We start from the raw sequence: 24,966 nt of genomic DNA, 5'->3' as shown, positions 1-24,966 counted from the left end.
TGGGCTCAGCGGTGCGGACCCGCCTGGATTCCGGCCGCCCGGATTCCGGCCGCCAGGGTCCGCACGCACCGCAGGAGGACTACACCGGCATGTCACCCATCACGCGGAGCATCTCGACCAGTTGCCGCATCCGCTTCTCGCCCAGCAGGTCCTCCACCCGCGCGTGCAGTTGCGCGGCCTCCTCGACCGCCTCGGCCAGACGCCGGCGGCCCGTGCCGGTGAGGGCGACGATGCGGCGCCTGCGATTCGCCGGGTCCATCTCCTTGGTCACCAGACCGCGCTCCTCCAGGCGATCCAGCAGGACGGTGAGCGTGGAGCGGTCGACGGCCGCCAGGGCCCCCAGCGCGGACTGGTCCAGGCTGCCGTGGTCGTCCAGGGTGAGCAGCACCGCGAACTGAGGACTGGTCAGGTCAGGCAGGCGCTGCTGCCACAGCGCCGTCCACGCCTGCCCGGCCCGGCGCAGCTGATGCGGCAGCGCCTCTTCCAGTTGTGGCCGCGGCTTAGGGCTTGTGTTCGTCATGACGACCAGTATATTCAGTAGAAGGATATTCCGTACACGGACGATTACGGGGACAGGATGCGGCTGATCGTGGGAATGACCGGCGCCACCGGCGCGGTGCTGGGCGTGCGACTGCTCACCGAGTTGCACAAGAACGCGCAGGTGGAGACGCATCTGGTGCTCAGCCGCTGGGCGCGCGCCACGGTGGAGCTGGAGACGGGCCTGAGCGCCCGCGAGGTGGCCGCGCTGGCCGACGTCACCTACTCCCCCGACGATCAGGGGGCCGCGATCTCCTCCGGCTCCTTCCCCATCGACGGCATGGTGATCGTCCCGTGCAGCATGAAGACGCTGGCCGGCATCCGGGCCGGGTATGCCGAGGGACTGTTGGGCCGCGCCGCCGACGTGACGCTCAAGGAGCGGCGCCGGATGGTACTGGTGCCGCGGGAGACCCCGCTCAACGAGATCCATCTGGCGAACATGCTGGAGCTCGCCCGCATGGGCGTCTCGATCGTGCCGCCCATGCCCGCCTTCTACAACCGGCCGGAGTCGGTCGACGACATCGTCGACCACATCGTCGTGCGCGTTCTCGACCAGTTCGGGCTCGAGGTCGCAGGAGCCCGGCGCTGGGACGGCTTCCCGCGGCCGCCGGCCGGGCGGGCGGGCCTCACGGCCCACACGGCACGCCACAACGGCACGAAGCAGAGGAGCGCCCGTTCATGACCAGCCCCACGACCGACCCCACGACCAGGCCGGTGATCCGGTTCGGCGAACTGCGCCGCTACCTCGACACGCTGGAGGCTCTCGGCGACCTCCACCGCGTCACGCGGCCGGTGAGCGCCGACCTGGAGGCCGCCGCGATCAGCCGCCTCTCCTGCGAACGGCAGTCGCCCGCCCCGCTGTTCGAGAACGTGGAGGGCGTCGCACCGGGCTTCCGGCTGCTCGGGGCGCCCGCCGCGCTCAGCGCCGCCCCCGGCAGGCCGCTGGCCCGGGTCGCCCTGTCCGTCGGACTGCCCGCCGAGACCACCGCGGCCGAACTGGTCGACCACCTGGCCCGCACCCGCGACGTGCAGCCCGTGCCCCCTCGGCTGGTCGCGCGGGAGGACGCTCTCTGCAAGCAGAACGTGCTGCTGGGCGACGACGCCACCCTCGACCGCTTCCCGGTGCCCCGCGTCCACGAGTTCGACGGCGGCCCCTACGCCAACACCTGGGGGATCATCGTCGCCAGGACGCCGGACGGCCGGTGGACCAACTGGTCCATCGCCCGCATCATGCTGATCGACGGCAAGCACATGACCGGCCTGGTGATACCGGCGCAGCACATCGGCATGATCTGGCAGGAGTGGGTGAAGATCGGCGAGCCGATGCCGTACGCGCTCGTGCAGGGCGGCGACCCGGCCATCCCGTTCGTCGGGGGCGTTCCGCTGCCTCCGGGGGTCGACGAGGCGGGCTACATCGGGGCGCTGCACGGCGAACCGGTCGATGTCGTGCGGTGCGAGACGGTGGACCTGGAGGTACCCGCGGGCGCGGAGATCGTCATCGAGGGGCACCTGTCCGTCGGCCGCGACGCGCGGGAGGGGCCGTTCGGCGAGTTCGCGGGATACGGCTCCACCGAGACGTCGATGCAGCCGGTGTACACGGTCGAGGCCATCACCCACCGCGACGACCCGATCTGGCCGCTGGTGGCCGAGGGCCGGCCGGTGGACGAGTTCCACACCGTGACGGGCGTCGGTCAGGCGGCCGAGGTCCTGGCGGAGCTGCGCGCCGCCGGACTGCCCGTCACCACCGCCTGGTCGCCGCTGCGCGCGGCGTCGCACTGGATGGTGGTCACCGTCCCGCAGGACTGGCGGGAGCGGCTGCCCCACGTCGACTCGGCCGAACTCACGCACCGGATCGGCAAGGTGCTCTCCGAGTCCCACTCGGGTCGTGCCACGGCGGCCACCTTCGTCCTGGACGACGACATCGACCCGGCCGACGACACCGACCTGCTGTGGGCGCTGGCCACCCGGATCCACCCTCTGAACCGGGCGGACGCGTGGTACGGCTTCGTCCACCCGCTGCTGAACTGCTACACGCACGAGGAGCGCGCCGCCCAGTCCGGCCCGATCGTCTTCCACGACGGGCTGCTGCCCGCACCGGGCGAGGGCCGGCTCCCGCACAGTTCCTTCGCCCAGGCGTATCCGGAGCACATCCGGCGCCGGGTTCTCGAGCACTGGGACGACTGACGCTCCACCCGGACCGGGGCGGGCCACGGCGTGCGCACCAGCGGACGCCGGGCCCGCCGTCGGACCGGCGCGGTCTTGGGGAAGGGTCCCTCCGAATCTGGATGGAGCACGTGAACACTGAGCAGCAGCACGAAGGGCTCGTAGCCCTCATCCGCGACGCGGCAGTCCGGTCCGAGGACGGCGTCCGATGAGGACGGCCCTGGTCATAGGAACCGGGCTGATCGGCACGTCCGCGGCCCTGACGCTCGCCGGGTGCGGCGTCACCGTCCATCTGGCCGATCACGACCCGGACCGGGTCCGGACGGCGGTGGCCCTCGGCGCCGGCAGCGACGAGCCGCCGCCCGGCCGCGTCGACCTCGCGCTCGTCGCCGTGCCTCCCGCGCACACCGCCTCCGTGCTGGCCGAGGCCATGCGCGCGGGGGTGGCGCGCGGGTATGCCGACGTCGCCAGCGTCAAGGGCGGGCCCCGGCGCGAGCTGGAGGACCTGGGCCTCGATCTCTGCTCGTACCTCGGCACGCATCCCATGGCGGGCAAGGAGAGTTCGGGCCCGCTCGCGGCGAGCGCCGATCTCTTCGAGGGCCGGCCCTGGGTGCTCACCCCGATGCCGGACACCGACACCGAGGTGCTGAACCTCGCCCTCGAACTGGTCGCGCTCTGCCGCGCCGTGCCCGTGATCATGGACGCCGCCGCCCACGACCGGGCCGTCGCCCTCGTCTCGCACACGCCCCAGCTCATCTCCTCGATGGTCGCCGCACGGCTGGAGGTCGCGGACGAGACGATGGTGCGCCTGTGCGGCCAGGGCATCCGTGACGTCACCCGAATCGCCGCCTCCGACCCCCGGATGTGGATCGAGATCCTCTCCGCCAACCCGGGTCCCGTCGCCGAGGTGCTGGCGGGGGTGGCGACCGACCTGGAGGAGACCGTCGCATCGCTGCGAGCCCTGCAGTCCGCCGACGAGGCCAAGCGGCGCGGCGGCGCGGCGGGCATCGAGGACGTCCTGCGCCGGGGCAACGCGGGCCGCGTGCGGGTGCCGGGCAAGCACGGCGAGGCGCCCGCCTCCTACGAGACGGTGGCCGTCCTCATCAGCGACCAGCCGGGCGAACTGGCGCGGATCTTCGCGGACGCCGGACGTGCGGGGGTCAACATCGAGGACGTGCGCATCGACCACGCGACCGGCCAGCAGGCGGGCCTGGTACAGCTCATGGTGAGCCCCGCGGCGGCCCCCGACCTGAGCGCAGCCCTCAGCGAACGCGGCTGGTCGATCCGCCGCTGACGGCGCGGGTCGTGGCTGGACCCCCCAGACGTCGTACGACCTCACGGTGGAACGCCTTTGGAACTCCACGTCCCGACAAGGCACCAACGCTGGAACCGGCGGCGGTGTTCGGAGTCCTCCCCGCCACCGGCCGCACCCGCCGTCCAGGCCGTCGGCACCGCTCAAGCCAGACCACAAGACCACCTGTCCCAAGCCGCTGGCGGCTCACTACAGACGGCTCACGCAGCGGAACGAGGTGTCATTGTCCTGCATCGTGGCGTTCGCCGCGTTCCGTAAAGAGGGCGCCGCTCGCTCGAACGGGCTAGTGAACGCCGAGCCCTTCAGCTCGTAGCGGCCGCCCCCCTCCGCGGTGGAGCACCACTCCCAGGTGTTCCCGCACAGGTCGAACACGCCGTACGGGCTGACGCCGGACTGATAGCGCGCTACGGGAGTCGTCCTCCCTATCTCGGCCTCCGCAACGTTGCACTTGGCGGCCGTGGGCTCGTCTCCCCAGGGGTAACTGCGTCCCTTCGTGCCGCGTGCGGCCTTCTCCCACTGCTGGGAGGTGGGGAGGCGCTTGCCGCACCAGTGGGCGTACGCGTTGGCATCGTGCCATGTCACCCACACCACCGGGTGGTCGAACAGGTCATCGGGACAGCGGCCGTCCGCCCAGTGGCGCGGGGGCCGGTGGCCCGTGATGCGTACGAAACGGTCGTAATCGAGGTTGGTCGTCGGATAGACATCGATGTGGAAGTCATCCACCCACACGGGGGCGTCTGCAGGGCCTGACAGGTAAATGCCCTCCTCGACTCGGACCATGACCTTGCCGTCCCCGGGATGCTTGACGGCACGTGGATCACGGCGCAGCAATTCCTCGGCGCGCTCGTCGTGCTCGACGGCGGCTCGCTCGGTAAGGAGTGCCGCGAACCGCTGCTGCGCTGCACCCCCGGCGCGGGCGAGCAGAGTGTCCAGGGCTTCCTGGTTGCCGGGGCGCAGACTGATGGACTCGCCCCGGCCTTCCCACGTCACTAACTGGCGCTGGCTCACGGGAACCAGAGCGGCGAAGTCGCGCCCGGTCATGCGCATGGCCGTGCGCAGGAGCAGTACCTCACGTCCGGTCCACCTGATGACCCCCGTCATGCTGGTCCCCTTCTACAGCTCCTCACCAGGAACGGACAGGTACGTCTCGCGTAGCACGCTCAGCACCGGGTGCTCGACCGCCATGGGCGTGCCGTCGATCGCCGAGAGGGCGCGGATACCGATGGAGGTGTTGGTGGCGAAGGCAACCGGCATGGCCTTGGCCTCGTCGAGGGCCACAGGGGCGACCTTGTACTCGGTTCGTTCCTGCAGCAACGCCGCGGTGACACCGGGCAGCACCGGCCCCTCCGGCCAGACAACGGTGCCGTTCTCGTCGATGAAGCCCACGTTCCACGTTCCGCCCTCGGACACATGGTTGTCGGGACTGAAGAACAGCGCGTCGTCGAAGCCCTTGAGCCGTGCCTCGCGGCGAGCGTGGAGTGCACCGAAGAGGCCGCAGTGCTTGACCTCGGGGAGGTCACGCTCGTACTGCACGCTCATCGCGGCGATTGGTGGCGGGGGCAGTTCGCCGGCCGGGCGCACAGTCACCATGATCTGCGGCTGGGTGGCTTCCTCGGGATGGCCCATGTCCACCGTCGGGTCGAAGTGCGTGACACGGACGACGCAGGGTCCGCCCCGCCCTTCCAGGGCCTTGGCGACCAGGTCGCGGACGCGGCTGGTGTCCACAGGCGTGCCGAACACAATCCGGCTGTCCCGCACAAGTCGCTCCATGTGCAGAGACAGCCCGCGGATGCGGTGATTCACGTCGACGCGCATCGACGTGAAGTGCCCGTACGACGTCAGCGCAAGGGGAAGCAAGTCTTCTGCTGTTGCGGGCTGTTCGTTCAGTTTCGCCATGCCGCCCAGCATGTCAGGGCGGACCCGGCACGCGGCACCCGAGAGCATATTACTGACGAGTCAACTTCATCAGAACTTCATTCCCTCTCCCCTGATCCTGCTGTTCGCTAGTCACCAACCGAACACACCCAGTGACCGGCAAGGAGGGAGGCGCGTGCAATCAGCCATGCCATCGAATCTCCAGCGCACCCTTCGCCCAAGTCTCATGGGAGACCGCTCGATGACCTCGACCACGACAGCCGTCGCTCCGGCCGCTTCGGCCACGAAGCGAGTAGCCGCGCCCGGCTTCGACGTGTCCTTCGTGCCAGCGGACTTCCGTGTCGGGCACATGCGGCGGATCACAAGGGCCTACCTGCGATGTCACGGGATGGCAGACCTCATCGACAGCGCTCTGCTCGCGGTTTCCGAGCTGGTGACCAACGCGATCCGCCACGGCGGAAGCCGACCGGTCGGCCTCCGGGTCGCCCCCTTCGCCGACGCGCTGCGTATCGAAGTCACTGACGGTAGCTCGACACGGGCCAGAGCTCGGGCCGCCGCAGCGGACGACGAGAGTGGCCGCGGGCTGTTACTCGTGTCTGCCGTCTCGAAAGAGTGGGGCGTGAGCGACGACGGCAGGACGACGTGGTGCTCCCTCGCAACAACCGAGAGGAGCAGCTAATGGTCCGCGTGCCCGTCGACGTCGCCACGCAGCTGCTGAGCCAGCAGACCTCCGAAGACGAGGAGACACTGGGCGCGCTCCTCCGCTCTCTTCGCCGCTCGCTCGCCCACGAGGGGATCGACGACCAGCTGTGGGACAGCCTGGATGCCGTACTTGGTGAGTTTGCGCCTCCAGCCCCACACGACATGGCATCCATCGCGGTACGGCTCCGCACCTCGACCACCAAGCTCGTGGAGGTCGTGCCGTACCTCCTACGTCCCTACCCTCTCCGGCAGATGCAACGGCTGATCTTTCTGAGTGCCGAGCACCCCCGTCCCGAGGGCACCCTCGGACACCTCAACCGATTCGCCATGGGCATCCTCTCGGTCCTTGATCTGATGGGGGACGACGCCCTGTGAGCACTCTGGAAAGTCCGCAACTCCCGCCGCACGCAACCGCACTCACGACAGTGGAGCGCCGTGCCGTCGCTCTTGCAGCAATGGGACAGCGGAACTGCGAGATCGCTGCCGAGCTCGTGAAGCAAAAGCTGCAGGGGCTCTTACCCGTCGCGCGGCTCGGAGCCCGGCTCACCTGGTTCCTGCACCACGACGGCCCCGGCAAGACCGTTCGCGCCGTTCTCCCCAGGCCCCATCGATCCATGAGGAGCTGCCACCACAGCGCATGGCTGGGGCGCGTCCGAGGGCCTCCCCTTCCAGCGGCGCGTATCCGTCCTGCAGAGCCAGCTCCCTGACCAGCGTCCTCGCCGGCTCTGTCTGAGTTGGATCGCTGCAAGCACCACCCCCACCAGAAGTTAGGGAACCGAATGACTGCCACAGACGACTCGACCGTTCGCGACCCCGACGAGCTACGCGCGGGCATGGTCCGCGCGCTCCTGGACCAGGACGCGATCACGTCCGAGCCCGTCGCCGCCGCTTTTGCCGCGGTGCCCCGCCACCGCTTCGCGCCCGGAGCGTTCCTGGACCTCGCCTACGACCTCCACAGCACCGTGCCGGTCAAGAAGGACGAGCACGGCCTGGACATCAGTGCCATGTCCGCCGCGCATCTTCAGGGCGTGATGCTGGAGCAGGCCGCCATCAAGCCCGGCATGAAGGTCCTGGAGATCGGCTCCGGCGGCTACAACGCTGCGCTCATCCAGGAACTCGTAGGCGGCGACGGAGTGGTCACCACCGTCGACATCGACCGTGACGTCATCGACCGTGCCCGTCATTGCCTGGACGATGCCGGATACGGCCAGGTGAAGACGGTGCTTGCCGATGGCGAGACCGGTGTCCCTGACAGCGCGCCGTACGACCGGATCATCGTCACCGCGGCCGCCTGGGACATCCCTCCATCCTGGATCAGCGGGCTCACGCAGACCGGCCGACTCGTCGTTCCGCTGACTGTGCGCGGCACCACCCGCTCGATTGCGTTCGACCGCGACGGCGAGGGTCTGCTGAGCCACTCCTACCGTCTGGCGCGCTTCGTTCCCATGCAGGGAGACGGCGCCGCCAAGGAGGAACGGAAGGTACTGCTCCGGGACGGCGTCGCCGTGCAGACCGACGACGATCGGGTGCGTCTGGACACGGAGGCACTGAACCGCGCGCTGGACGTGCCCAGGCTGCTGCACTGGTCGGGGGCCGCGTACGACCTGCCTGACGAACTGGAGCTGTACCTCTCGCTGAATCTGTCTGGCGTGGCCCGGCTGCACGCGTCGCAGGACGTCGTCGGCAGCGGGCTCGTGGAAGCATCGGCCCTGCTCGGCGTTCCGGCACTGGTCAGCGGGGACAGCATCGCGTACCGCACCCGCCGCGAGACCACGGACACCGGCGGCTTCGAGAGCGGCGTGGTCGCTCACGGTCCGGATGCCGAAGCCCTCGCGGACCAGTACGTGGACCTGCTCCGGTATTGGGCCCAGAACCACCGCCGCCGAGGAGCGGCCGAGATCCGGTACCTGCCGGGTCCTGTCCCGTCCTCTCTGCCCCAGGGCACCGTGGCGAAGCGGCACGGCATCGTCGCGGTGACCTGGCACCAAAGACTCCAGGGCCCGCTGCCGGGTCCCGGTACCTCGCACCACCACACACTGCCAAGGAGGCATACATGACCGTTCAGCTGGAGCGCCCGGTTGTTCATTCGGTCGTCGAGCGAGAGGAGCCCTCGAAGGGCGACTTCGATCTGGACATCACGATCGTCGAGGGCGGTCCCGCCGCGGACCAGCTCATCCGTCTGACGAACGACGGCTGCGGCACGACGTGCCAGTCCGCCTGCACGAGCTGCCCGTAGCCGAACCTGATCGCGTCTATCGCGGTGCCTGGCCGTGCCTGCTCCCTGGGAGCGGCCAGGCACCGCGGCCAGAGGAGGGGTGTGTGTATCGCTACGTTGACGCGGCCGTGATACGGGCGGCGGCGTTGCGCTTCGACCGTCCGGTGGTCTGGCCGGCGCTGACCGGTCCGAACGCGACCACGGCATCGTGGCGGACCTGGCTGCAACAGACCTGGCAGACAGCCGACTTCGCGACCGCTGTGACCGCAGCGAGCCCGGTCCTCGCGAGTCGAGTGGACCAGGTCTGTGTCGGTCGGTCGCTGCCGGAGCCCGAGGTACGCCGCATGGTGCTCTCCGTACTGCGCTACGTGCTGCGGGCCCGCACACGCGCCACTCCGTTCGGTCTGTTCGCCGGGGTCGCGGCAGCGCGAATCGGCACCGCCCCGGCGCTGCGCAGGGGAACTGAGCATCGGGCAACCGCCAGGCCTGACTCGGCTTGGATCACGGCCGTGGTCGGCGGCTTCGAGAAGCACAGCGGGCTGAGGTCTCGTCTGATGCTGCTCGCTTCCAGCCTCATCGTCGAGCGCGACGGGCACGTGGTGATTGAGCACCGCCCCAGCGGCACGCCCGACGGGGCTTCCGAGCATGTGCAGATTCGTGTGACCGAACCGCTCCGCGAAGCCCTGGACAGCGCGCGGACTCCGATCCTGTGGAGCGATCTCACCGCGAAACTCTCCGCCAGTTTTCCAGCTGCGCCGCTGACCACGATCGAGAAGCTGCTCACCGGCCTCGTCAGCCAGCGGTTCCTGATCACCAGCCTCCGTCCGGCAATGACGGCCACCGACCCGCTCGCCGCCCTCCTCACCCACGCACACGATCTCGCGCCAACTGAGACAGCAGAACTACGGGAGGCCCCCGAGGCAGCGCTCGCCCTGCGGCTGGACTGGGACCTGACCATGCCCAAGGTCGTGGCCGAGGAGGCAGCAGCGGCGGCCAAGGCGCTCACCCGTCTCGCACCCCGAGCGGCACTGACCGGGTGGACCGAGTGGCACAGCCGGTTCCTTGAGCGGTACGGGCCAAGGGCAGCTGTTCGTGTCCTGGACGCTATTGAGGCGCTCGGATACCCACCGGACTATCTCGGATCCACCAGTGCGCTGGTGCCCTCACCGCTGCCCGGCCGCGACAGCCGACTCATCAAGCTCGCCCACACCGCCGAGTTGCAGCGCCGCCTTGAGGTCGAGCTCGACGATGCCGCGATCGAGGAACTGTCAACCACAACTCCTGGACATCCCGTCCAGCCGAGCACAGAGGTGACCGTCCGCATCGACGCAGCAAACGTTCAGGCTCTGGAGCAGGGCGAGTTCACGCTTCACGTCGTCGGGGTGGCACGGTCGGCCGGAACGACCGCCGGCCGCCTCCTGCACATCCTGACCGAGGAGGACCGCCGCCGCATGACGAAGGTGTACGCCGAGTTGCCGGGCGTACATCGGGGCGCGCTCGTCGCACAGATCAGCTCTACACCGTTGTCCGTACGTGCGGAGAACGTTGCGCGCGCCCCGCAGGCGACCGAGCTGGTGATCTCGCTCGGCGACTATCACGGCTCGGACACCAGCGTCCTTTCCCTGACGGACCTCGCGGTGACCGCCGACGCCGATCGGCTGCACCTGGTCTCGCTCTCCCGTCGGCGCCCGGTGCACACGTTGCTGCTGAACGCCGTAGACCTGGGCCACCACTCCCATCCACTGGCCCGGTTCCTGGCCGAGGCACCCGTCGCACTGGCCGTCCCGTGCACCGGGTTCATGTGGGGCACCGCGGCGTCCAGCCTGCCGTTCCTGCCGGCACTGCGCTACGGACGCACGGTCCTGTCTCCGGCCCGCTGGCTCCTCGCCCATGATGACCTACCCGTCGCGTCGGCGCCCTGGCCGCAGTGGGACGAGGCGCTGGCCCAGTGGCGCCGCGACGTGTGTCTACCGGAGCGGGTGTACCTGAGCGAGGCCGACCAGTCCATGGCTCTAGACCTGGCGGAGCCGTCGCACCGTGCCCTGTTACGCGCCCACGTCGACCGCGACAGCACGGTGACGCTGTACCCCGCGCCGGCACCCCAGGAGCTGGGCTGGGCCGGTGGACACGCCCACGAAGTCGTCATCCCTCTGGCCACGCACCAGGAGGTGACCCCAGTCCGGGCAGGGGGTCACGTCGTCAGCCGGGAGCATGGCTACCTGCCCGGTTGCGGCAACCGCATCTACCTCCAACTCCGCGGGCACCGCGACCGGCAGAACGCACTCCTGACCCGGCACCTGCCGCCCCTGCTGAAGGAACTGGGCGACCCCCAGTGGTGGTTCGTCCGCTACCAAGACCCTGACGACCATCTCCGCCTTCGACTGACCTGCGCAGCCGGCACATTCGGCTCGACCATCGAGCAGATCGGCGAGTGGACCCGGCATGTCCAGCAGAGCGGCCTGATCACCCACACCAGCGTGGAGACCCACCACCCGGAGACCGCGCGGTTCGGGGGCCCCACAGCGATCGACGCGGCCGAGCAGTGTTTCGCCGCCGACTCCGTCGCGGTCCTGGCCCAACTCGCCGCCCAGACAGGGAAGGACGCACCGGACGCCCGCGCGATGACCGCCGCAAGCATGGTGGACATCGCCACCGGCCTGCTGGGCGACGATGCTTCGGCGATGCGCTGGCTCATCGAGCACACGCGAACCGACTGTGTCGCTCCGCCCCGCACCGTCTACCGCCAAGCCGTCGACTTGGCGAACACCGGCCTGTCGGGCATGGACGAGCGCGTCTCCACAGCCTGGGCAGCACGACGTGTCGCACTGGCTGCCTACGGCCACGCGCTCAAGAGTGCGGCCGCAGTCCCCCGCGACCTGCTGCCGGACCTCCTGCACCTCCACCACGTCCGGATGCGGGGGCCAGGACTACCCGAGGAACGCACACATCTCCACCTGGCCCGAGCTGCCGCCCTGAGCTGGACGGCACGAGCAAGGAGGACACCGTGACCACGGCAGTCCCGGTCCGGGCCGCGTTGTCGACCGCCGACCGGCTGGCCCACGCGCTAGCCGAGCCGAACACCGCGTGGCCCCGCGGCCGACCCGATGGCGTTCGTGCCTGGCCGCAGTCGCTCGCCGGCGGAGCCGCGGGCATCGCCCTCCTGCACATCGAGCGCGCCCGGACCGGCCGCGGCGACTGGGACACCGCCCACACCTGGCTGGCCACGGCCGTGCACGGCGAAGTGAGCGCGGCAGCCAACGCGAACATGTACTTCGGTGCTCCCGCCCTCGCGTTCATCACACACTGCGCAGCCAGCGCATCGAACCGGTATCTGGACGCCCTGCAGCGTCTGGACACAGCAACTCTCACCGTCACCAGGGACCGCCTGGCCGAGGCCCACCAGCGCATCGACCGCGCCGAGCGGCCTCCCATGGAGGAGTTCGACCTGATCCAGGGCCTGTCCGGACTGGCCTCCTACCACCTGAGCCGCCATCCCCACCACGAGATCACCCAGGACGTCCTGGCCTACCTGGTGCGCCTGACCGAGCCCCTGCCAGGTCCGTCTGGGCTGCCGCCGTGGTGGATGAACGTCGCGCCCACTGGTGCATCGCACGCCGACTACCCGGGCGGGCATGGGAACTTCGGACTCGCCCACGGCATCGGCTCCGCCTTGTCGGCACTGTCCCTGGCCCTGCTGCGCGGGGTGGACATGCCCAGCGCCGTCGACGCAGTCGAGCGGATCTGCGTCTGGACCGACCAATGGCGCCAGGGCGACCAGATGGCCCCCTGGTGGCCGGGCTACATCTCAATGAAGCAAGCAACCGCCCATCACGTCCACTCCGCCCTGCGTCCCCGCCCCTCTTGGTGCTACGGAGTCAGCGGAACGGCCCGCGCCCAGCAGTTGGCCGGCCTCGCCCTCCGAGACCCGGTACGAGTGCAGGCCGCCGAGAACGCGATGATCGCCACTCTGCGCGACCGGCACCAATTGGACAAGCTCCCCGAGACCGGGCTGTGCCACGGCATGGCCGGCCTGCTGCAAGCGGCGTGGCGGATGGCCACCGAGACCGGCACCCCCGAGATCACAGCGGAGCTGCCACGCCTGACCGACCGCTTGACCACCGCACTCGACCTTGACGCCGGTGAGAACCCCGAACTCCTCGACGGAGCCGCCGGAGCAGCCCTCGCCCTTCACACCCTCGGCACCGGCAATACGCCAGCGCCCCATTGGGACGCCTTCCTCGCCTTGGCGTGAACACCCTGGAGACCCGCCCCATGAATTCAGCCACCTGGTGCCAGGCCAACGTTGCGTTTCCGGACTGGGAACGCGCCGAAACCACTGCCTTGGCCCGACTCGCCCCGCTCCTACGCGCTGCGGAAGACGAAGGAGTCCTCGCCGCGTGGTTCATCATCCGCAAACGCCCCTGCTGGCGCGTGCGATACTTCCCCGTCGCCGGCGGGCACGACCGCATCGGCAAGGGCCTCGAAGAGCTGATCGCCGAGGGGGTCATCACAGGGTGGGCGGAGATCATCTACGAGCCCGAGGTCCATGCTTTCGGCGGCTCGGAAGCCATGGCGTCCGCGCACCGTCTCTTCCACCGCGACAGCCGCAGCATGCTCGATTCGTTCCAGGGCGAAGGCGGCAGACACCGAAGGGAGACGTCCCTCATGCTGTGCAGCATCATGATGCGCTCCGCCGGGCTGGACTGGTACGAGCAGGGCGACGTCTGGGCGAGAGTCGGCGCCCACCGCGCCCCCTCTGCGAGCACCGAACAGGGCGACAGCCATCGACTGTTCTCCGCCGTACACCGACTGATCTCCGTGAACAGCGAGTCCATGATGAGCGCGGGTGGACCCCTGTCCTACGTTGCCCAATGGGCCACGGCCTACACCGACGCCGGACGGGAACTGGCCCACCTCACAGATTCCGGGCAGCTTCACCGTGGCTTGCGCGACGTCCTGGCCCACCACGTGCTCTTCGCCTGGAACCGGATCGGCCTGCCCTACGCGATGCAGGCCACCCTCTCGTCAGCCGCAAAGACCGTCATCTTCGGCCCGGACCCCACCACTGAGGGGAGCGCCGCGAACCATGTGGAATCTCCCTGACGCCGTAGCCCGGCGCTTCCCGCTCATCGCACGCCCCCGTCCTGTCTGCCTCCCCTTGCCCCAGCGCGTACAGGAGTTGACCGAACTCGCCGAGACCGCGGCGAAGACTGGCGACCCGATCATGGCCTCCACGGTCTACAACCAGGCCGCACTGATCGCCTCCGACGTCGGCGCCGCAAACACCGCCCGCAAGATGTGCCACCAACACGCCGCCGCCTACCTTGAGGCCACCCCTCTGACCGCGAGGGCCGCGATCCGCGCCCTCGAACCCGTCGTCAACCTCGCACGGCTTCAACTCCGCGCTGGACAATCGGACAACGGCCGCCGGCATCTCCTGGCGTTGTTCGACGCCGTGACCATTGGGAGACCCGTTCAAGTCGAGGACGTCGCTGTCCCCGTGGACCTCGTCGCAAAAGCCGACGACCGCCAAGAGGTCCGCTCCTGGCTGTGGAGCGTCATCCTTGCCGACGGCACACGAGCCCTGACGAGTGCCGGCCGCTGGGCCGAAGCCCTCGCTCACGTCGAGACGCAACGCGGCATCGGACTCCGTATGCTCGACGGCCGCCAAGTCGCCGTCCTAGCCGCCCTCACAACCGGAAACAGCCTCGCCGCCGGAAAGCTACTGGCCGAGACAGCGCCCGGAGAGGCATGGGAGAGGGCCGTCACCGACCACCTGTCCGTCCTGTGCCACCGCACGTCAGGACGCCCATGGCGACGCTCCCTGCAACACCTTGCGACCGCCTACCTCGAACGCCCCGACCAAGACGACTTAGCTGTCTTCGACACAAGGCTCGGACTCGCGATGCTGGACATGCTCGACTCTGCCGATGCCCCGGCCGCGCGCATGGTCGTCGCAGAACTGCACCGCCAGGCGATGAAGACGAGCAGCGGCTACGCCGCCCGGGAGGCTCTGAAGCACCCACTGTTCACAACCCTCGCCGCCCATCATCAGGCGCAGGAATGCCGTGCGCTCGTCCAAGCCTGCGCGCTCGACGCCGGGGGGTTTCCGGAAGAACTGCGCGGCCAAGTCACAGCGGCATTGCGGACCAGCAATCGCGTGATCCGCCGGAAGCTTGTCTGAGCGCACCCGGTCGGAGGCTACGCCCTGTGCTCTTCGCCGCAGTGCGAGCCGACTCGGCGTTAGCAGCCGCGTTGAGACGTGCCAGGTGGGCCCGTTGCGACACCTTGCCCCAAACCGACCAGCCGTAGAGAGATGCAAGCAGTTCGGCTACGACGGCTGCCGCCGCAGTCAACGCAGACATAGCCCTGGACATAGTCGCTGGGGGTCTGGCAATCCACCGGCCTCGACTCTGTGCAGCCGTGGCGGCACATTGTTCGGACGGACCCGTCTACGATCAGCCGCCATGGACTGGCTTGAGCGGACCGCGAAGCTGAGGCAGTGGACCAGGAGCGGAACCCGCGCTCCGCACAAGCCGCTGCTCCTCCTGTACGCCCTCGGCCGGTTCCAGGAGGATGCGGAAGGCGGCCTGCGCTACAGCGCGGTGGAACAGGACCTGCAACAGCTCCTGACCGAGTACGGCCCACCGAACAAGACGACGCCCGCCTACCCCTTCCACCACCTGGTCAGCGACGGTGTCTGGGAAGTACACACCGACCACGGGCCCGGTAGCCCCGGAAGCGGGGTGCGGGATCTACGGGAAACGGGCGCCACCGGGCGGCTCGCGGCGGGCTTCAGGGCAACGCTGCGACGCGAGCCACAACTGCTCGGCCAGATCGCACGGTTGCTGCTCGATCGACACTTCCCGCCCTCCCTGCACGGTGAGCTGTGCGAAGTCCTCGGACTGGAACTGGAGCCCGCGGAGACCGAGCAGCTCTCCGCGGCGCGCAGGCAGCGGGACCGGCGGATGCGGGAGCTGGTGCTGACCGCCTACGAGTACCGGTGCGCCTTTTGCGGTTACGACGGCAGGATCGGCACGGTGCCGGTCGGGCTGGAGGCGGCCCACGTGCGCTGGTGGGCATTCGGTGGCCCCGACGAGGTCGAGAACGGGCTGTGCCTGTGCTCGCTGCACCACAAGCTCTTCGACAAGGGCGTCCTCGGTGTGGGAGACGACCACCGCGTCCTGGTCTCACAGCGTTTCGTCGGCCACAGCCCAGCGGCCCGCGAGAACGTCATAGCTCTCGCGGGCCAGCCACTCGTCGGCCCACAGCCAGGCGCGCGCGCTGTCGCGACTGCTCACCGCAACTGGCACGCCCGCCAGGTCTTCCACGGCGAGCCGCGCCCCGCCAGGGCTGCCTGACCGATACACCCCCCTCTAGGCATCCTCTTCACAGAGCGTGCATTCGACGGCGTCTGGTGAGAGGACCCGAGGGCACATCCAGGGCACATGAGACTGGGAAACTGCGTTGACCCGTGAGAACTCCGAGACAAGTTCCCACAGGTCAACGCCCCTTTTCCCGAGAAACGCAAGGTCATCCCTCTGCCCCTCCAATTCGCTCAAGTGGCAGGATTTCCCGACTCGTTGAGCGTGCAGCGGGGACGCGCCACCGGAGCAGACGGCGTGTCGGTCGCCTTTCGCCGTGCGGGCACAGCTGAGGGGCCGTGCGGCACTGAATAGGGTGGGCAGTGCGCAGGCACGAGGGGGGCAGGGACGTGGAGTTGCTGGATGCGACGGATCCGCGGGCCGTCGGTGGGTATCCACTGCTGGCGCGACTCGGTGAGGGAGGCATGGGGCAGGTCTATCTGTCCCGGACCGTTTCGGGGCGTGCGCTGGCGCTGAAGACCGTGCGTGCCGAGTTGGGACGCGAGCCGGGGTTCGAGGAGCGGTTCGCGCGCGAAATCCGCAACAGCGACCAAGTGCGCTCCCCCTGGACGACGGCGGTGGTGGACTACAGCCCGGTGGGGCAGCGCCCGCAGTGGCTCGCCACGGAGTACGTGCCCGCGCCCTCCCTGGCTGACTGGGTGCAGCGGCGCGGCCGACTTTCTGAGCAGTCCGTCCTCGCTCTGGCGGCCGAGTTGTGCGGAGCACTGGGCGCCGTACACGGGGCGGGTCTGGTCCATCGCGATGTCAAGCCGTCCAATGTGCTGTTGGGCCGCCGGAGGCCTTTGCTCATCGACTTCGGGATCGCTCGCACCGTGGAGGACTCGCGCCACACCAGGACCGGCGGTGTGATCGGTTCTCCTGGCTATCTGGCCCCGGAGCAGGCGAGTGCCGGGGGTTCGGGCGCGCCTGGTGATGTCTTCTCCATGGCCGCGGTCCTGGTGTACGCCGCGACGGGAGTGGGGCCGTTTTCCCACCCGCAGGAAGAGGTGTCGGCCGCGGCGTTGCTCTACCGCATCGTGCACGAGGAGCCGAACCTCGACGGCGTTCCTGCGGCTCTGCTCTCGCTGCTGCGGCACTGCCTGGCGAAAGACCCCCGGCGGCGGCCCACGGCCGGTGCGGTCGGCGCGATGCTGGAACGCCTGGGCGGCAGAACGGGTACCTGGCCGCACCTGCTGCCCGAGGCACTGCAGAGGGATCTCGCCGTGCGGGAGGAGGAGGCGCGCGCGTTGGTCTCCGCAGCGGTGCACCCTCCGGCCGGGGCGGCCGTGTCGGGTGCGCCCGAAGTCGGTCCGGTTCGGGGCGGCACAGGGACCGCCGCCGGGCCGGCTGCCGGTACGCGGCAACGCCGGCTGTCCAGCCGTACCGGCTGGGCGATTGCGGGGACCATGGGCGCGGCGCTGATCGCCGTGGTGAGCACACTCGCCGTACGGGGTCTCACCGACAAGGACACATCATCCGGCGGGACGCCTTCGCCGTCGCCCACCGCCGTTTCGCTTCCCGCGTCGTGGACCGGTACATGGGTCGGCTCCGGCCCGGGCACCCCGGACGCCGACGGCATCACCCAGGCCCGGACCGAGCGGTTCGCCGTCACACTGACCCTCCAGCCGGCGCTGCAGGGCAAGTACGCGGGCAAGCAGGTGAGCCGGGTGGCCGAAGTGGACACCGGCCGTGAGCTGGGGTGCACCGAGGCTCTGCAACTGAGGGAGGTGCGCGGGAGATCGATGGTCTTCGAGGCGATCACCAGCCGCCCCACCGACCAGTCGGCCGCCTTCTCGTGCCCGAAGGGCAATATCTACGTCGTCACGATGACCGACCACGACACCCTGCGCCTGGGCAACGAAGGCGCGCAGTCCGCCGGGGCGCCGTCGGCCCTCAGTCGGCGCTGATGGTCGCACCTGACGGGAGAAGGCTCGGTGCTCCTGATGTACATGTGGAGTTCACCCTAGGAACCCGAACCGGCAACCATGCCCTTCGCGGACGTCGGCACGGTGTGCCCAGTGCCGTCAAGTCGATCATCACTGCGGCAGCCCATGCCACTCCCGAGCCGCCGTCAGGAGCCCGCCGACGCGATGGACAAGCCACTCCCGAGACCTGCCGCCGCTGTCTGCGCCGACCGCTCCCGCACCGCGGAACGGGACAGGAATCCGTGGTGGGACAACGCCCGGTTCCTCTCGGCCACGCTGATCGTGGTTCTGCACACCTGCGGCAGCATCATGGCGCGTGAGGACGCGCTGCACTCCTTCCACATCGCCAGCTGGGCCTTCCGGGTGCCCGCCTTCGTCATGCTGGCCGGTGTGTTCAGCAACGCCGGGCCGCTCGGTCCCCGTCCGCTGCGCACCCTGCTGCAGAGCATCGTGCTGCCCGCTCTCGCGTTCAGCCTGCTCTTCTCGCTGGAGTCGTACTGGCTGGGCGCAGAGTTCACGGTGCATGTCGTGGAGCTGCCGTGGACCCTGTGGTTCCTGATGTCCCTCTTCTTCTGGCGGCTGCTGCTGCCGCTGGTGGTGCAGCTGCGCCATCCCCTGCTCGTCACCACGGGCGTCTCCCTCGCCGTGGGGTACGTCGACGAGTTCGGAATGGCCTTCTCGGCGAGCCGTACGCTCGTCTACCTGCCGCTGTTCTACCTCGGCTGGCGGATCGGCCAGGGCTACCTCAACACGTGGTTCACCAGCCGCTGGAGCCTGCCCGTGGCGGTCGCCGGGATCCTTGCCTCCTGCGTCGTGGGGTGGCTGTGGCACCGGGACGTCAAGGGCAACTGGCTGTCCATGCGTCATCCCTACGCCGTCGCCGATCCGCTGAGCCTGGAATGGGCGTGGCTCATCCGGCTGCTGGTGCTGGCCTCGGCCGCGGCCCTCGTCCTGTGTCTGCTGCGGCTGATGCCGCGGCGTCGGCTGCCGCTGATCACCACGCTGGGCGCCGGCGGCTTCACGATCTACCTGCTGCACCCGCTGGTGATCCTTCCGGTCCGGGAACAGGGCTGGATATCCCGGGTGGACACCGGGGTCGAGATCGTCGGTCTGGTGCTGTGCGCGATCCTGCTGACGATGGTGCTCGGCTCCCCGCCGGTGCGCCGGCTGGTCCGTCCACTGACCCGTCCGTCGGCCGGCTGGCTGCTCGCCCCCGCTGCGACCGGCCCGGAGCAGCCGACGCCGGTAGTGGCCCAAGGAGCGGCCGCACCCGAGCCCGTGCGCACCCCGTAGGCAGGTGCGCAGTCGTCATCTCGCATCGGACGGAGAAGACGACTGTCCCGCGCCCAGGACTGCTTCGGGGCGCGGGACAGCGGCGGTCGAGGTGACCTACTTGGTCAGCGGTGCCAGCTTCGGGTCGTTGGCGTATGCCTCCGCCGCCGTCTCCTTCGTCACGATGACCGGCGGGAGGAGGTAGGCCGGGACGACCTTGACACCGTTGTCGTACGACTTGGTGTCGTTGATCTCCGGCTTGTCGCCCTTCTGCAGGGACTTGACCATGTTGACGGTCTCGGCGACGAGCTTGCGGGTGTCCTTGTTGATGGTCGAGTACTGCTCCCCGGCCATGATCGACTTCACCGACTCGACCTCGGAGTCCTGCCCGGTGACGACCGGGACCGGCTTGCCGGCGCCCTTCACGGAGGTGATGATCGCGCGGGCGAGGGTGTCGTTCGGGGACAGGACGCCGTCGAGCTTCTTCTTGCTGTACGTCGAGGTCAGCAGCGAGTCCATGCGCTGCTGGGCGTTCTCGGCCTTCCATCCCTGGATCGCGGTCTGCTTGATGTTCTTCTGTCCGGATCCGACAACGATGTCGCCCTTGTCGATGAGGGGCTTGAGGACGTCCATCGCGCCGTCGAAGAAGACCTTGGAGTTGTTGTCGTCCGGCGAGCCGGAGAACAGCTCGATCGTCCAGGGACCCTTCGCCTTCTTCGCCTTCATGCCGTCGAGGAGCGCCTGCCCCTGCAACTGGCCGACCTTGAAGTTGTCGAACGCGATGTAGTAGTCGACGTCGGGCGTGTTGGTGATGAGCCGGTCGTAGGCGATGACGGTCGCTCCGGCCTGCTTGGCCTGTGCCACCTGGGTGGAGAGCTGCGAGGCGTCGGTCGCGCCGATGACGATCACCTTCGCACCCTTGGTGACCATGGAGGAGATCTGCGCCTGCTGGTCGGCGACGGTGGTCGAGGCGCCCGCGTACTGCACGTCGGCCTTGAAGCCGGCCTCCTTGAGGCCGTTGGTGAACAGGTCACCGGCGAGCACCCAGTTCTCCGAGGTCTTCGCGGGCAGTGCGACGCCCACGAGGGAGTCCTTGGCGAACCCCTTGGCGTCGCCGCCGTCCGTACCGGTGGAGCCCTCACGTTCGTTGGAGCATGCGGTGCCGAGGGTGAGCAGTACGACGGCGCCGGCTGCGGCGATGCCTCTGGTGATGCTTGTGCGCATGGTGAGCCCTTCTTGCTGTGGTGCCGGGTTGAGGTGGGCGCCGTGGGATGCGGCGTCGTCGGAGACGGCCTCAGGTCAGCTGGCGACCTGAGCCTTGTCGGGGTCGGAGGCCGGGTTGGGCGGACCGACCGGTGTGGCCGTCTCGTTTCGGTGGAACGGGCGCATCAGCGTTCCGATGATCGAGAAGCGCCCCTGCTTCTTGCTGTAGACGTCGAAGGCGACGGCGAGCAGGAGGACCAGGCCCTTGATGATCTGGACCATGTCGGAGCCGACGCCCTCCAGTTGGAGACCGTTGTTGAGCAGAGCCATGACGAGACCGCCGACGATGGAGCCGCTGATGGTCCCGAGGCCGCCGGAGACGGCCGCGCCGCCGATGAAGACGGCCGCGATGGCGTCGAGTTCCCAGCTCAGACCGTCCTGTGGGCCGGAGGCCGAGGAGCGTGCCACGAAGATCATGCCGGCCAGTGCGGCCAGGACGGACATGTTCATCATGACGAGGAAGTTGACCTGCCTCAGCTTCACACCGGACAGTTCGGCCGCGCGGGCGTTGCCCCCGACGGCGTAGATGTGCCGTCCGCCGATGGTGTTGCGGGTGTAGTACGAGTACGCGAGCACCAGGACGATCAGGATGATGCCGGAGATGGGCAGGCTGGTGCCGATGCGGCCGCCGGCGAAGCGCAGCGTCGCGAAGACGATGACGCCCAGCATCACGGCGAGCCGTATGCCGGACACCCACAACGGCGTGGCGTCGGCGTTCATGTCGCGCCGGGTCTGCCGTGCCGTCCACTCGCGCCACACCACGCCGAGGCAGGCGGCCAGGCCGAGCAGCAGCGTCAGGTTGTTGTATCCGGTGTCGGGTCCCACTTCGGGCAGGAAGCCGGCGCCGATGTCACGGAAGCCGGTGGGGACCGGCACCGTGTCGGCGTTGCCGATGTACTGGTTGCCGCCGCGGAACAGCAGCATCCCGGCCAGGGTGACGATGAACGCCGGCACCCCTACGTAGGCGACCCAGAAACCCTGCCAGGCACCGATCGCCGCGCCGACGGCCAGGCCGAGCAGGATGCCCACGGGCCAGGGGAGCGAGTACTCCTGCATCGCCTTGGCGACCACGATGCCGGTGAACGCGGCGACCGAGCCGACCGAGAGGTCGATATGGCCGGCGACGATCACCATCAGCATGCCGATGGCCAGGATGAGGATGTAGGAGTACTGACTGACGACGGCGATCAGGTTGCCGGAGGTCAGGGTCAGCCCTCCGGTCCAGATCTGGAAGAGCAGCACGATCGCCACGAGTGTGGAGATCATGCCGAACTGGCGGGCGTTGGAGGTCGTTCCTCCGAAGAGGTTCTTCTGCAGCTCTGTGATGCGGCTCATGGGGTCGCTGTCTTCGTGATAGAGGTCATCTTCTTCATCAGGAGTTCCGGGTTCGCGTCGCGGCGCGTCACCTCACCGGTGATGGCGCCTTCGAAGACCGTGTAGATGCGGTCGCACAGTCCGATGAGCTCGGGCAGCTCCGAGGAGATGACGATGACGCCCTTGCCCTGGCCGACCAGCCGCTGGATGATCCCGTAGATCTCGTACTTGGCGCCCACGTCGATCCCGCGTGTCGGCTCGTCGAGGATCAGCAGGTCGGGGTCCGTGAACATCCACTTCGCCAGGACCACCTTCTGCTGGTTGCCGCCGGAGAGCTTCACGACGCCCTCGTCGACGCTGGGGGTCTTGATCCGCAGGCTGGTGCGGTACTCCTCGGCGATGCTGTGCTCGCGCACCGGATCGATGACCCGGCGCCGGGCGATCTTCGACAGCTTGGCGGCCACCATCGAGGTCTTGATGTCGTCCAGCAGGTTGAGGCCGATCGATTTGCGGTCCTCGCTGACGTAGGCGAGCCCGTGCCGGATGGCGTCGGCGACCGACTTGAGCTGGATCTCCTTGCCGTCCTTGAAGACCCGGCCGGAGAGGTACGTGCCGTAGGAGCGGCCGAACAGGCTCATCGCGAGTTCGGTGCGCCCGGCGCCCATGAGACCGGCGAAGCCGACGATCTCGCCGCGCCGGACCGTGAAGGCGGAGCCCTTGCACACGAGTCGTTCGTCGGAACTCGGGTGTTTCACCGTCCAGTCGCGGACCTCGAAGAACACCTCGCCGATGTCGGGCGTGTGCTCGGGGAAGCGGCTGTTGAGTTCGCGGCCGACCATGCCGCGTACGATGCGGTCCTCGTTGACGCCGTCGGCCTTCACGTCGAGGCTCTCGATCGTCCGGCCGTCACGCAGGATCGTGATGGTGTCGGCGACCGCCTCGATCTCGTTGAGCTTGTGGGAAATCATGATCGAGGTGATGCCCTGCCGCTTGAAACCGCGCAGCAGGTCGAGCAGGTGCTGGGAGTCCGCCTCGTTCAGGGCCGCGGTCGGCTCGTCGAGGATGAGCAGCTTGACGTCCTTGGCGAAGGCCTTGGCGATCTCGACGAGCTGTTGTTTGCCGACGCCGATGTCCTTGACCAGCGTGTCCGGGTCCTCCTGGAGCCCGACCTGTTCCATCAGCTCCAGCGCCCGGCGCTGCGCGGTCTTCCAGTCGATCGCGCCGCGTCTGCGCGGCTCGTTGCCGAGAAAGATGTTCTCCGTGATCGACATGCCCGGGACCAGCGCCAGCTCCTGGTGGATGATGACGATGCCGGCGTGCTCGCTGGCCCGGATGTCATGGAACCGGACCTCGTCGCCGCGGTAGACGATGTCGCCCGTGTAGCTCCCGTGCGGGTGAACGCCGCTGAGCACCTTCATGAGGGTGGACTTGCCGGCGCCGTTCTCGCCGCAGATCGCGTGGATCTCCCCCTCCTTCACCACCAGGTTGACGTCGGCGAGCGCCCTCACGCCCGGGAACGTCTTGGTGATCGACCGCATCTCCAGCAGGTTCGAGCTCCGGATCATGAGCGGAGCCCTGCTCGAGGGTCGAAACGGCCACAATGGACCAAACCACCCTGGATGCGACATTTCATGTACATCAACTTGCCTCCGATGGCACGACCTTGTCCCCCAGGTCCAGCCTGTTACGACTGCGAGCGGACTTTAAATCCATTTGTTTTACTAAGTCAACGCCCTGCGAAGGTATCGTCATTGACCTGGAACAGAGAGGACCTCGAGTGCGGCAAGCAGGAACAAACCTCCCCAAGGTCGGCCGGTACAACCGGGCCGTGGTCCTCGACCAGATCCAGCTCGCCGGCGGCATCAGCCGGGTCGAGATCGCCCAGCAGACCGGCCTCACCCCGCAGACGGTCTCCGGCATCGTGCGCCGTCTGCTGGACGAGGGCATCGTGCGGGAGGACGGAGCCAGCCGGGTCGCCAGTGGCGGCAAACCGCGCACCACTCTGCGTGTCAACGCGGACGCGGGCAGTGCCGTCGGGCTCGTGTTCGACCCGGTCGAGCTCACCTGTGCCGTCGTCGACCTGCTGGGACGGCCCCTGGTCGTCAAGCGTCGCCCCACGCCCCCCGGCACCGACCCGGCGCAGGTCGTGCCGGCCATGGCCGAGCTGGTCGCCGATGTGCTCGCCGAAGCGAAGGTGCCGCGCGCCAAGGTGCTGGGGCTGGGCCTCGCCACGCCGGGACCCATCGATCAGAAGCTCGGCATGATCGTCGCTCCGCCCCAGCTCGCCCACTGGACGCGGGTGCCCTTGCAAAGCATGCTCAGCGAGGCCACCGGTCTGCCGGTGACGATCGACAACGACGCCACCGCCGCCGCGGTCGGCGAGCGCTGGTCCGGTGCGGGCAGAGGAGTCGCGAACTTCGCGTACCTCTTCTTCGGCACCGGCATCGGCGGCGGTCTGGTCCTCAACCACCAGGTGTACAGAGGCGGTTCGTTCAACGCGGGAGAGTTCGGCCACTCCTCCGTACTGCCCGACGGGCCGGAATGCTACTGCGGCAACCGGGGCTGCCTGGAGGAGCTGGTCAACCCGCCCGCGATCGTGGCCGAGGTGCACCGGCGACTCGCCGCCGGCGGCACCAGTGTGCTGTCGCAATCCTTCGACCAGGATCCGGCCTCCGTCGACCATGCCGCGATCCAGCGCGCAGCGGCAGCCGGCGACCCCGTCGCGACCGCCGTCATCGACGAGGCCGCGGACCATGTCGCCTCGGTCGCGGTCAGCATCGCCAACTTCATCGACGTGGACCTCATCATTCTCGGCGGACACGGCATCCAGCACGTGGCGTCCCGGTACGTCGACGCGGTCGCGTCCGCGCTGGCCAACAGACCTCTGGCCCGCCACATCCGCGTCGTAGAGGTCGCGGCCTCGCCGCTGGGCACGGATGCGGCCGTGGTGGGCGGCGCGGCGCTGGTCCTGCACGCCACCTACTCCCCACAACTGTCGGCGCTGTTGTCGGACTGACCGGGAGC

At 68.9% G+C, this 24,966-nt stretch carries 21 protein-coding genes; 15 read left to right on the top strand and 6 right to left on the bottom strand.

Annotated features, from left to right (window positions below):
- Positions 1–79 precede the first annotated feature (79 nt).
- Positions 80–520, bottom strand: a complete 441-nt coding sequence (gene bagL, locus F7R91_RS36925; protein ID WP_191971803.1) for a MarR family transcriptional regulator BagL/FevM — start codon at positions 518–520, stop codon at positions 80–82.
- Between the two features lie 57 nt (positions 521–577).
- Between bagL and bagM the strand changes: the two genes are divergently transcribed.
- The 3 genes from bagM (at position 578) to F7R91_RS36910 (ending at position 3,994) form a co-directional block, all read left to right on the top strand.
- The gene (bagM, locus tag F7R91_RS36920; RefSeq protein WP_150957510.1) at positions 578–1,219 is read left to right on the top strand and encodes a bagremycin/ferroverdin biosynthesis UbiX family decarboxylase BagM/FevK; all 642 of its coding nucleotides are present in this window, start codon (positions 578–580) and stop codon (positions 1,217–1,219) included.
- Positions 1,216–2,721 carry a bagremycin/ferroverdin biosynthesis UbiD family decarboxylase BagN/FevL gene (bagN, locus tag F7R91_RS36915; protein ID WP_225320998.1) on the top strand — a complete coding sequence of 502 codons (1,506 nt, stop codon included), beginning with the start codon at positions 1,216–1,218 and terminating at the stop codon, positions 2,719–2,721. The genes bagM and bagN overlap by 4 nt, the downstream gene beginning before the upstream one ends.
- Positions 2,722–2,908: 187 nt before the next feature.
- A complete protein-coding gene (locus F7R91_RS36910) occupies positions 2,909–3,994 on the top strand; it encodes a prephenate dehydrogenase (protein WP_150957509.1) in 1,086 nt (361 codons plus the stop codon).
- Between the two features lie 207 nt (positions 3,995–4,201).
- Here F7R91_RS36910 and F7R91_RS36905 read toward each other — a convergent pair whose 3' ends face one another.
- Together F7R91_RS36905 and F7R91_RS36900 are read right to left on the bottom strand one after the other, a co-directional pair.
- A complete protein-coding gene (locus tag F7R91_RS36905) occupies positions 4,202–5,113 on the bottom strand; it encodes a formylglycine-generating enzyme family protein (protein ID WP_225320997.1) in 912 nt (303 codons plus the stop codon).
- Positions 5,114–5,125: 12 nt separating this feature from the next.
- On the bottom strand, positions 5,126–5,908 hold the full coding sequence (locus F7R91_RS36900; protein ID WP_150957507.1) for an aminotransferase class IV family protein: 783 nt from the start codon (positions 5,906–5,908) through the stop codon (positions 5,126–5,128).
- 220 nt (positions 5,909–6,128) lie between these two features.
- Here F7R91_RS36900 and F7R91_RS36895 point away from each other — a divergent pair, with 220 nt between their 5' ends.
- The 11 genes from F7R91_RS36895 (at position 6,129) to F7R91_RS36845 (ending at position 19,386) form a co-directional block, all read left to right on the top strand.
- A complete protein-coding gene (locus F7R91_RS36895; protein ID WP_150957505.1) occupies positions 6,129–6,566 on the top strand; it encodes an ATP-binding protein in 438 nt (145 codons plus the stop codon).
- Complete coding sequence (locus tag F7R91_RS36890) at positions 6,566–6,964, top strand: hypothetical protein (protein WP_225320996.1); 399 nt, start codon at positions 6,566–6,568, stop codon at positions 6,962–6,964. Before F7R91_RS36895 ends, F7R91_RS36890 begins: the two co-directional genes overlap by 1 nt.
- Before the next feature lie 404 nt (positions 6,965–7,368).
- Positions 7,369–8,646 (top strand): methyltransferase, FxLD system, encoded by a 1,278-nt coding sequence (fxlM, locus tag F7R91_RS36885; RefSeq protein ID WP_150957503.1) that lies wholly within the window; start codon positions 7,369–7,371, stop codon positions 8,644–8,646.
- Positions 8,643–8,825, top strand: coding sequence for an FxLD family lanthipeptide (locus tag F7R91_RS36880; RefSeq protein ID WP_150957501.1), 183 nt, complete (start codon positions 8,643–8,645; stop codon positions 8,823–8,825). Before fxlM ends, F7R91_RS36880 begins: the two co-directional genes overlap by 4 nt.
- Before the next feature lie 83 nt (positions 8,826–8,908).
- Entirely contained in the window at positions 8,909–11,812 is a 2,904-nt protein-coding gene (locus F7R91_RS36875) for a lantibiotic dehydratase (RefSeq protein WP_150957498.1), read from the top strand.
- Positions 11,809–13,056, top strand: coding sequence for a lanthionine synthetase C family protein (locus F7R91_RS36870; protein ID WP_150957496.1), 1,248 nt, complete (start codon positions 11,809–11,811; stop codon positions 13,054–13,056). The genes F7R91_RS36875 and F7R91_RS36870 overlap by 4 nt, the downstream gene beginning before the upstream one ends.
- A 20-nt stretch (positions 13,057–13,076) precedes the next feature.
- On the top strand, positions 13,077–13,907 hold the full coding sequence (locus F7R91_RS36865) for a thiopeptide-type bacteriocin biosynthesis protein (protein ID WP_150957493.1): 831 nt from the start codon (positions 13,077–13,079) through the stop codon (positions 13,905–13,907).
- Positions 13,908–13,983: 76 nt separating this feature from the next.
- Positions 13,984–14,988 carry a hypothetical protein gene (locus tag F7R91_RS36860; protein ID WP_331000696.1) on the top strand — a complete coding sequence of 335 codons (1,005 nt, stop codon included), beginning with the start codon at positions 13,984–13,986 and terminating at the stop codon, positions 14,986–14,988.
- A gap of 283 nt (positions 14,989–15,271) precedes the next feature.
- Positions 15,272–16,165 (top strand): phosphorothioated DNA-binding restriction endonuclease, encoded by an 894-nt coding sequence (locus F7R91_RS36855; protein WP_150957486.1) that lies wholly within the window; start codon positions 15,272–15,274, stop codon positions 16,163–16,165.
- 326 nt (positions 16,166–16,491) lie between these two features.
- Positions 16,492–18,075 (top strand): serine/threonine-protein kinase, encoded by a 1,584-nt coding sequence (locus tag F7R91_RS36850; protein ID WP_331000695.1) that lies wholly within the window; start codon positions 16,492–16,494, stop codon positions 18,073–18,075.
- Between the two features lie 183 nt (positions 18,076–18,258).
- Positions 18,259–19,386 (top strand): acyltransferase family protein, encoded by a 1,128-nt coding sequence (locus tag F7R91_RS36845; RefSeq protein ID WP_150957480.1) that lies wholly within the window; start codon positions 18,259–18,261, stop codon positions 19,384–19,386.
- A 96-nt stretch (positions 19,387–19,482) separates the two neighbouring features.
- Here the strand turns inward: F7R91_RS36845 and F7R91_RS36840 are convergent, their stop codons facing one another.
- From F7R91_RS36840 to mmsA, 3 genes are all read right to left on the bottom strand, one after another.
- Positions 19,483–20,589, bottom strand: coding sequence for a substrate-binding domain-containing protein (locus F7R91_RS36840; protein WP_150957477.1), 1,107 nt, complete (start codon positions 20,587–20,589; stop codon positions 19,483–19,485).
- Positions 20,590–20,664: 75 nt separating this feature from the next.
- On the bottom strand, positions 20,665–21,963 hold the full coding sequence (gene mmsB, locus F7R91_RS36835; protein ID WP_150957474.1) for a multiple monosaccharide ABC transporter permease: 1,299 nt from the start codon (positions 21,961–21,963) through the stop codon (positions 20,665–20,667).
- On the bottom strand, positions 21,960–23,507 hold the full coding sequence (mmsA, locus tag F7R91_RS36830; protein ID WP_150957471.1) for a multiple monosaccharide ABC transporter ATP-binding protein: 1,548 nt from the start codon (positions 23,505–23,507) through the stop codon (positions 21,960–21,962). Before mmsA ends, mmsB begins: the two co-directional genes overlap by 4 nt.
- 212 nt (positions 23,508–23,719) lie before the next feature.
- Here mmsA and F7R91_RS36825 point away from each other — a divergent pair, with 212 nt between their 5' ends.
- On the top strand, positions 23,720–24,958 hold the full coding sequence (locus F7R91_RS36825; protein WP_150957469.1) for an ROK family transcriptional regulator: 1,239 nt from the start codon (positions 23,720–23,722) through the stop codon (positions 24,956–24,958).
- Positions 24,959–24,966 lie beyond the last annotated feature (8 nt).

The sequence above is a fragment of the Streptomyces luteolifulvus genome, from assembly GCF_008806595.1.
GTDB classification, from domain to species: Bacteria; Actinomycetota; Actinomycetes; order Streptomycetales; family Streptomycetaceae; genus Streptomyces; species Streptomyces luteolifulvus.
The sequence above is the reverse complement of the archived record's forward strand: the minus strand, read 5'-3'. Positions and strand labels throughout refer to the sequence as shown.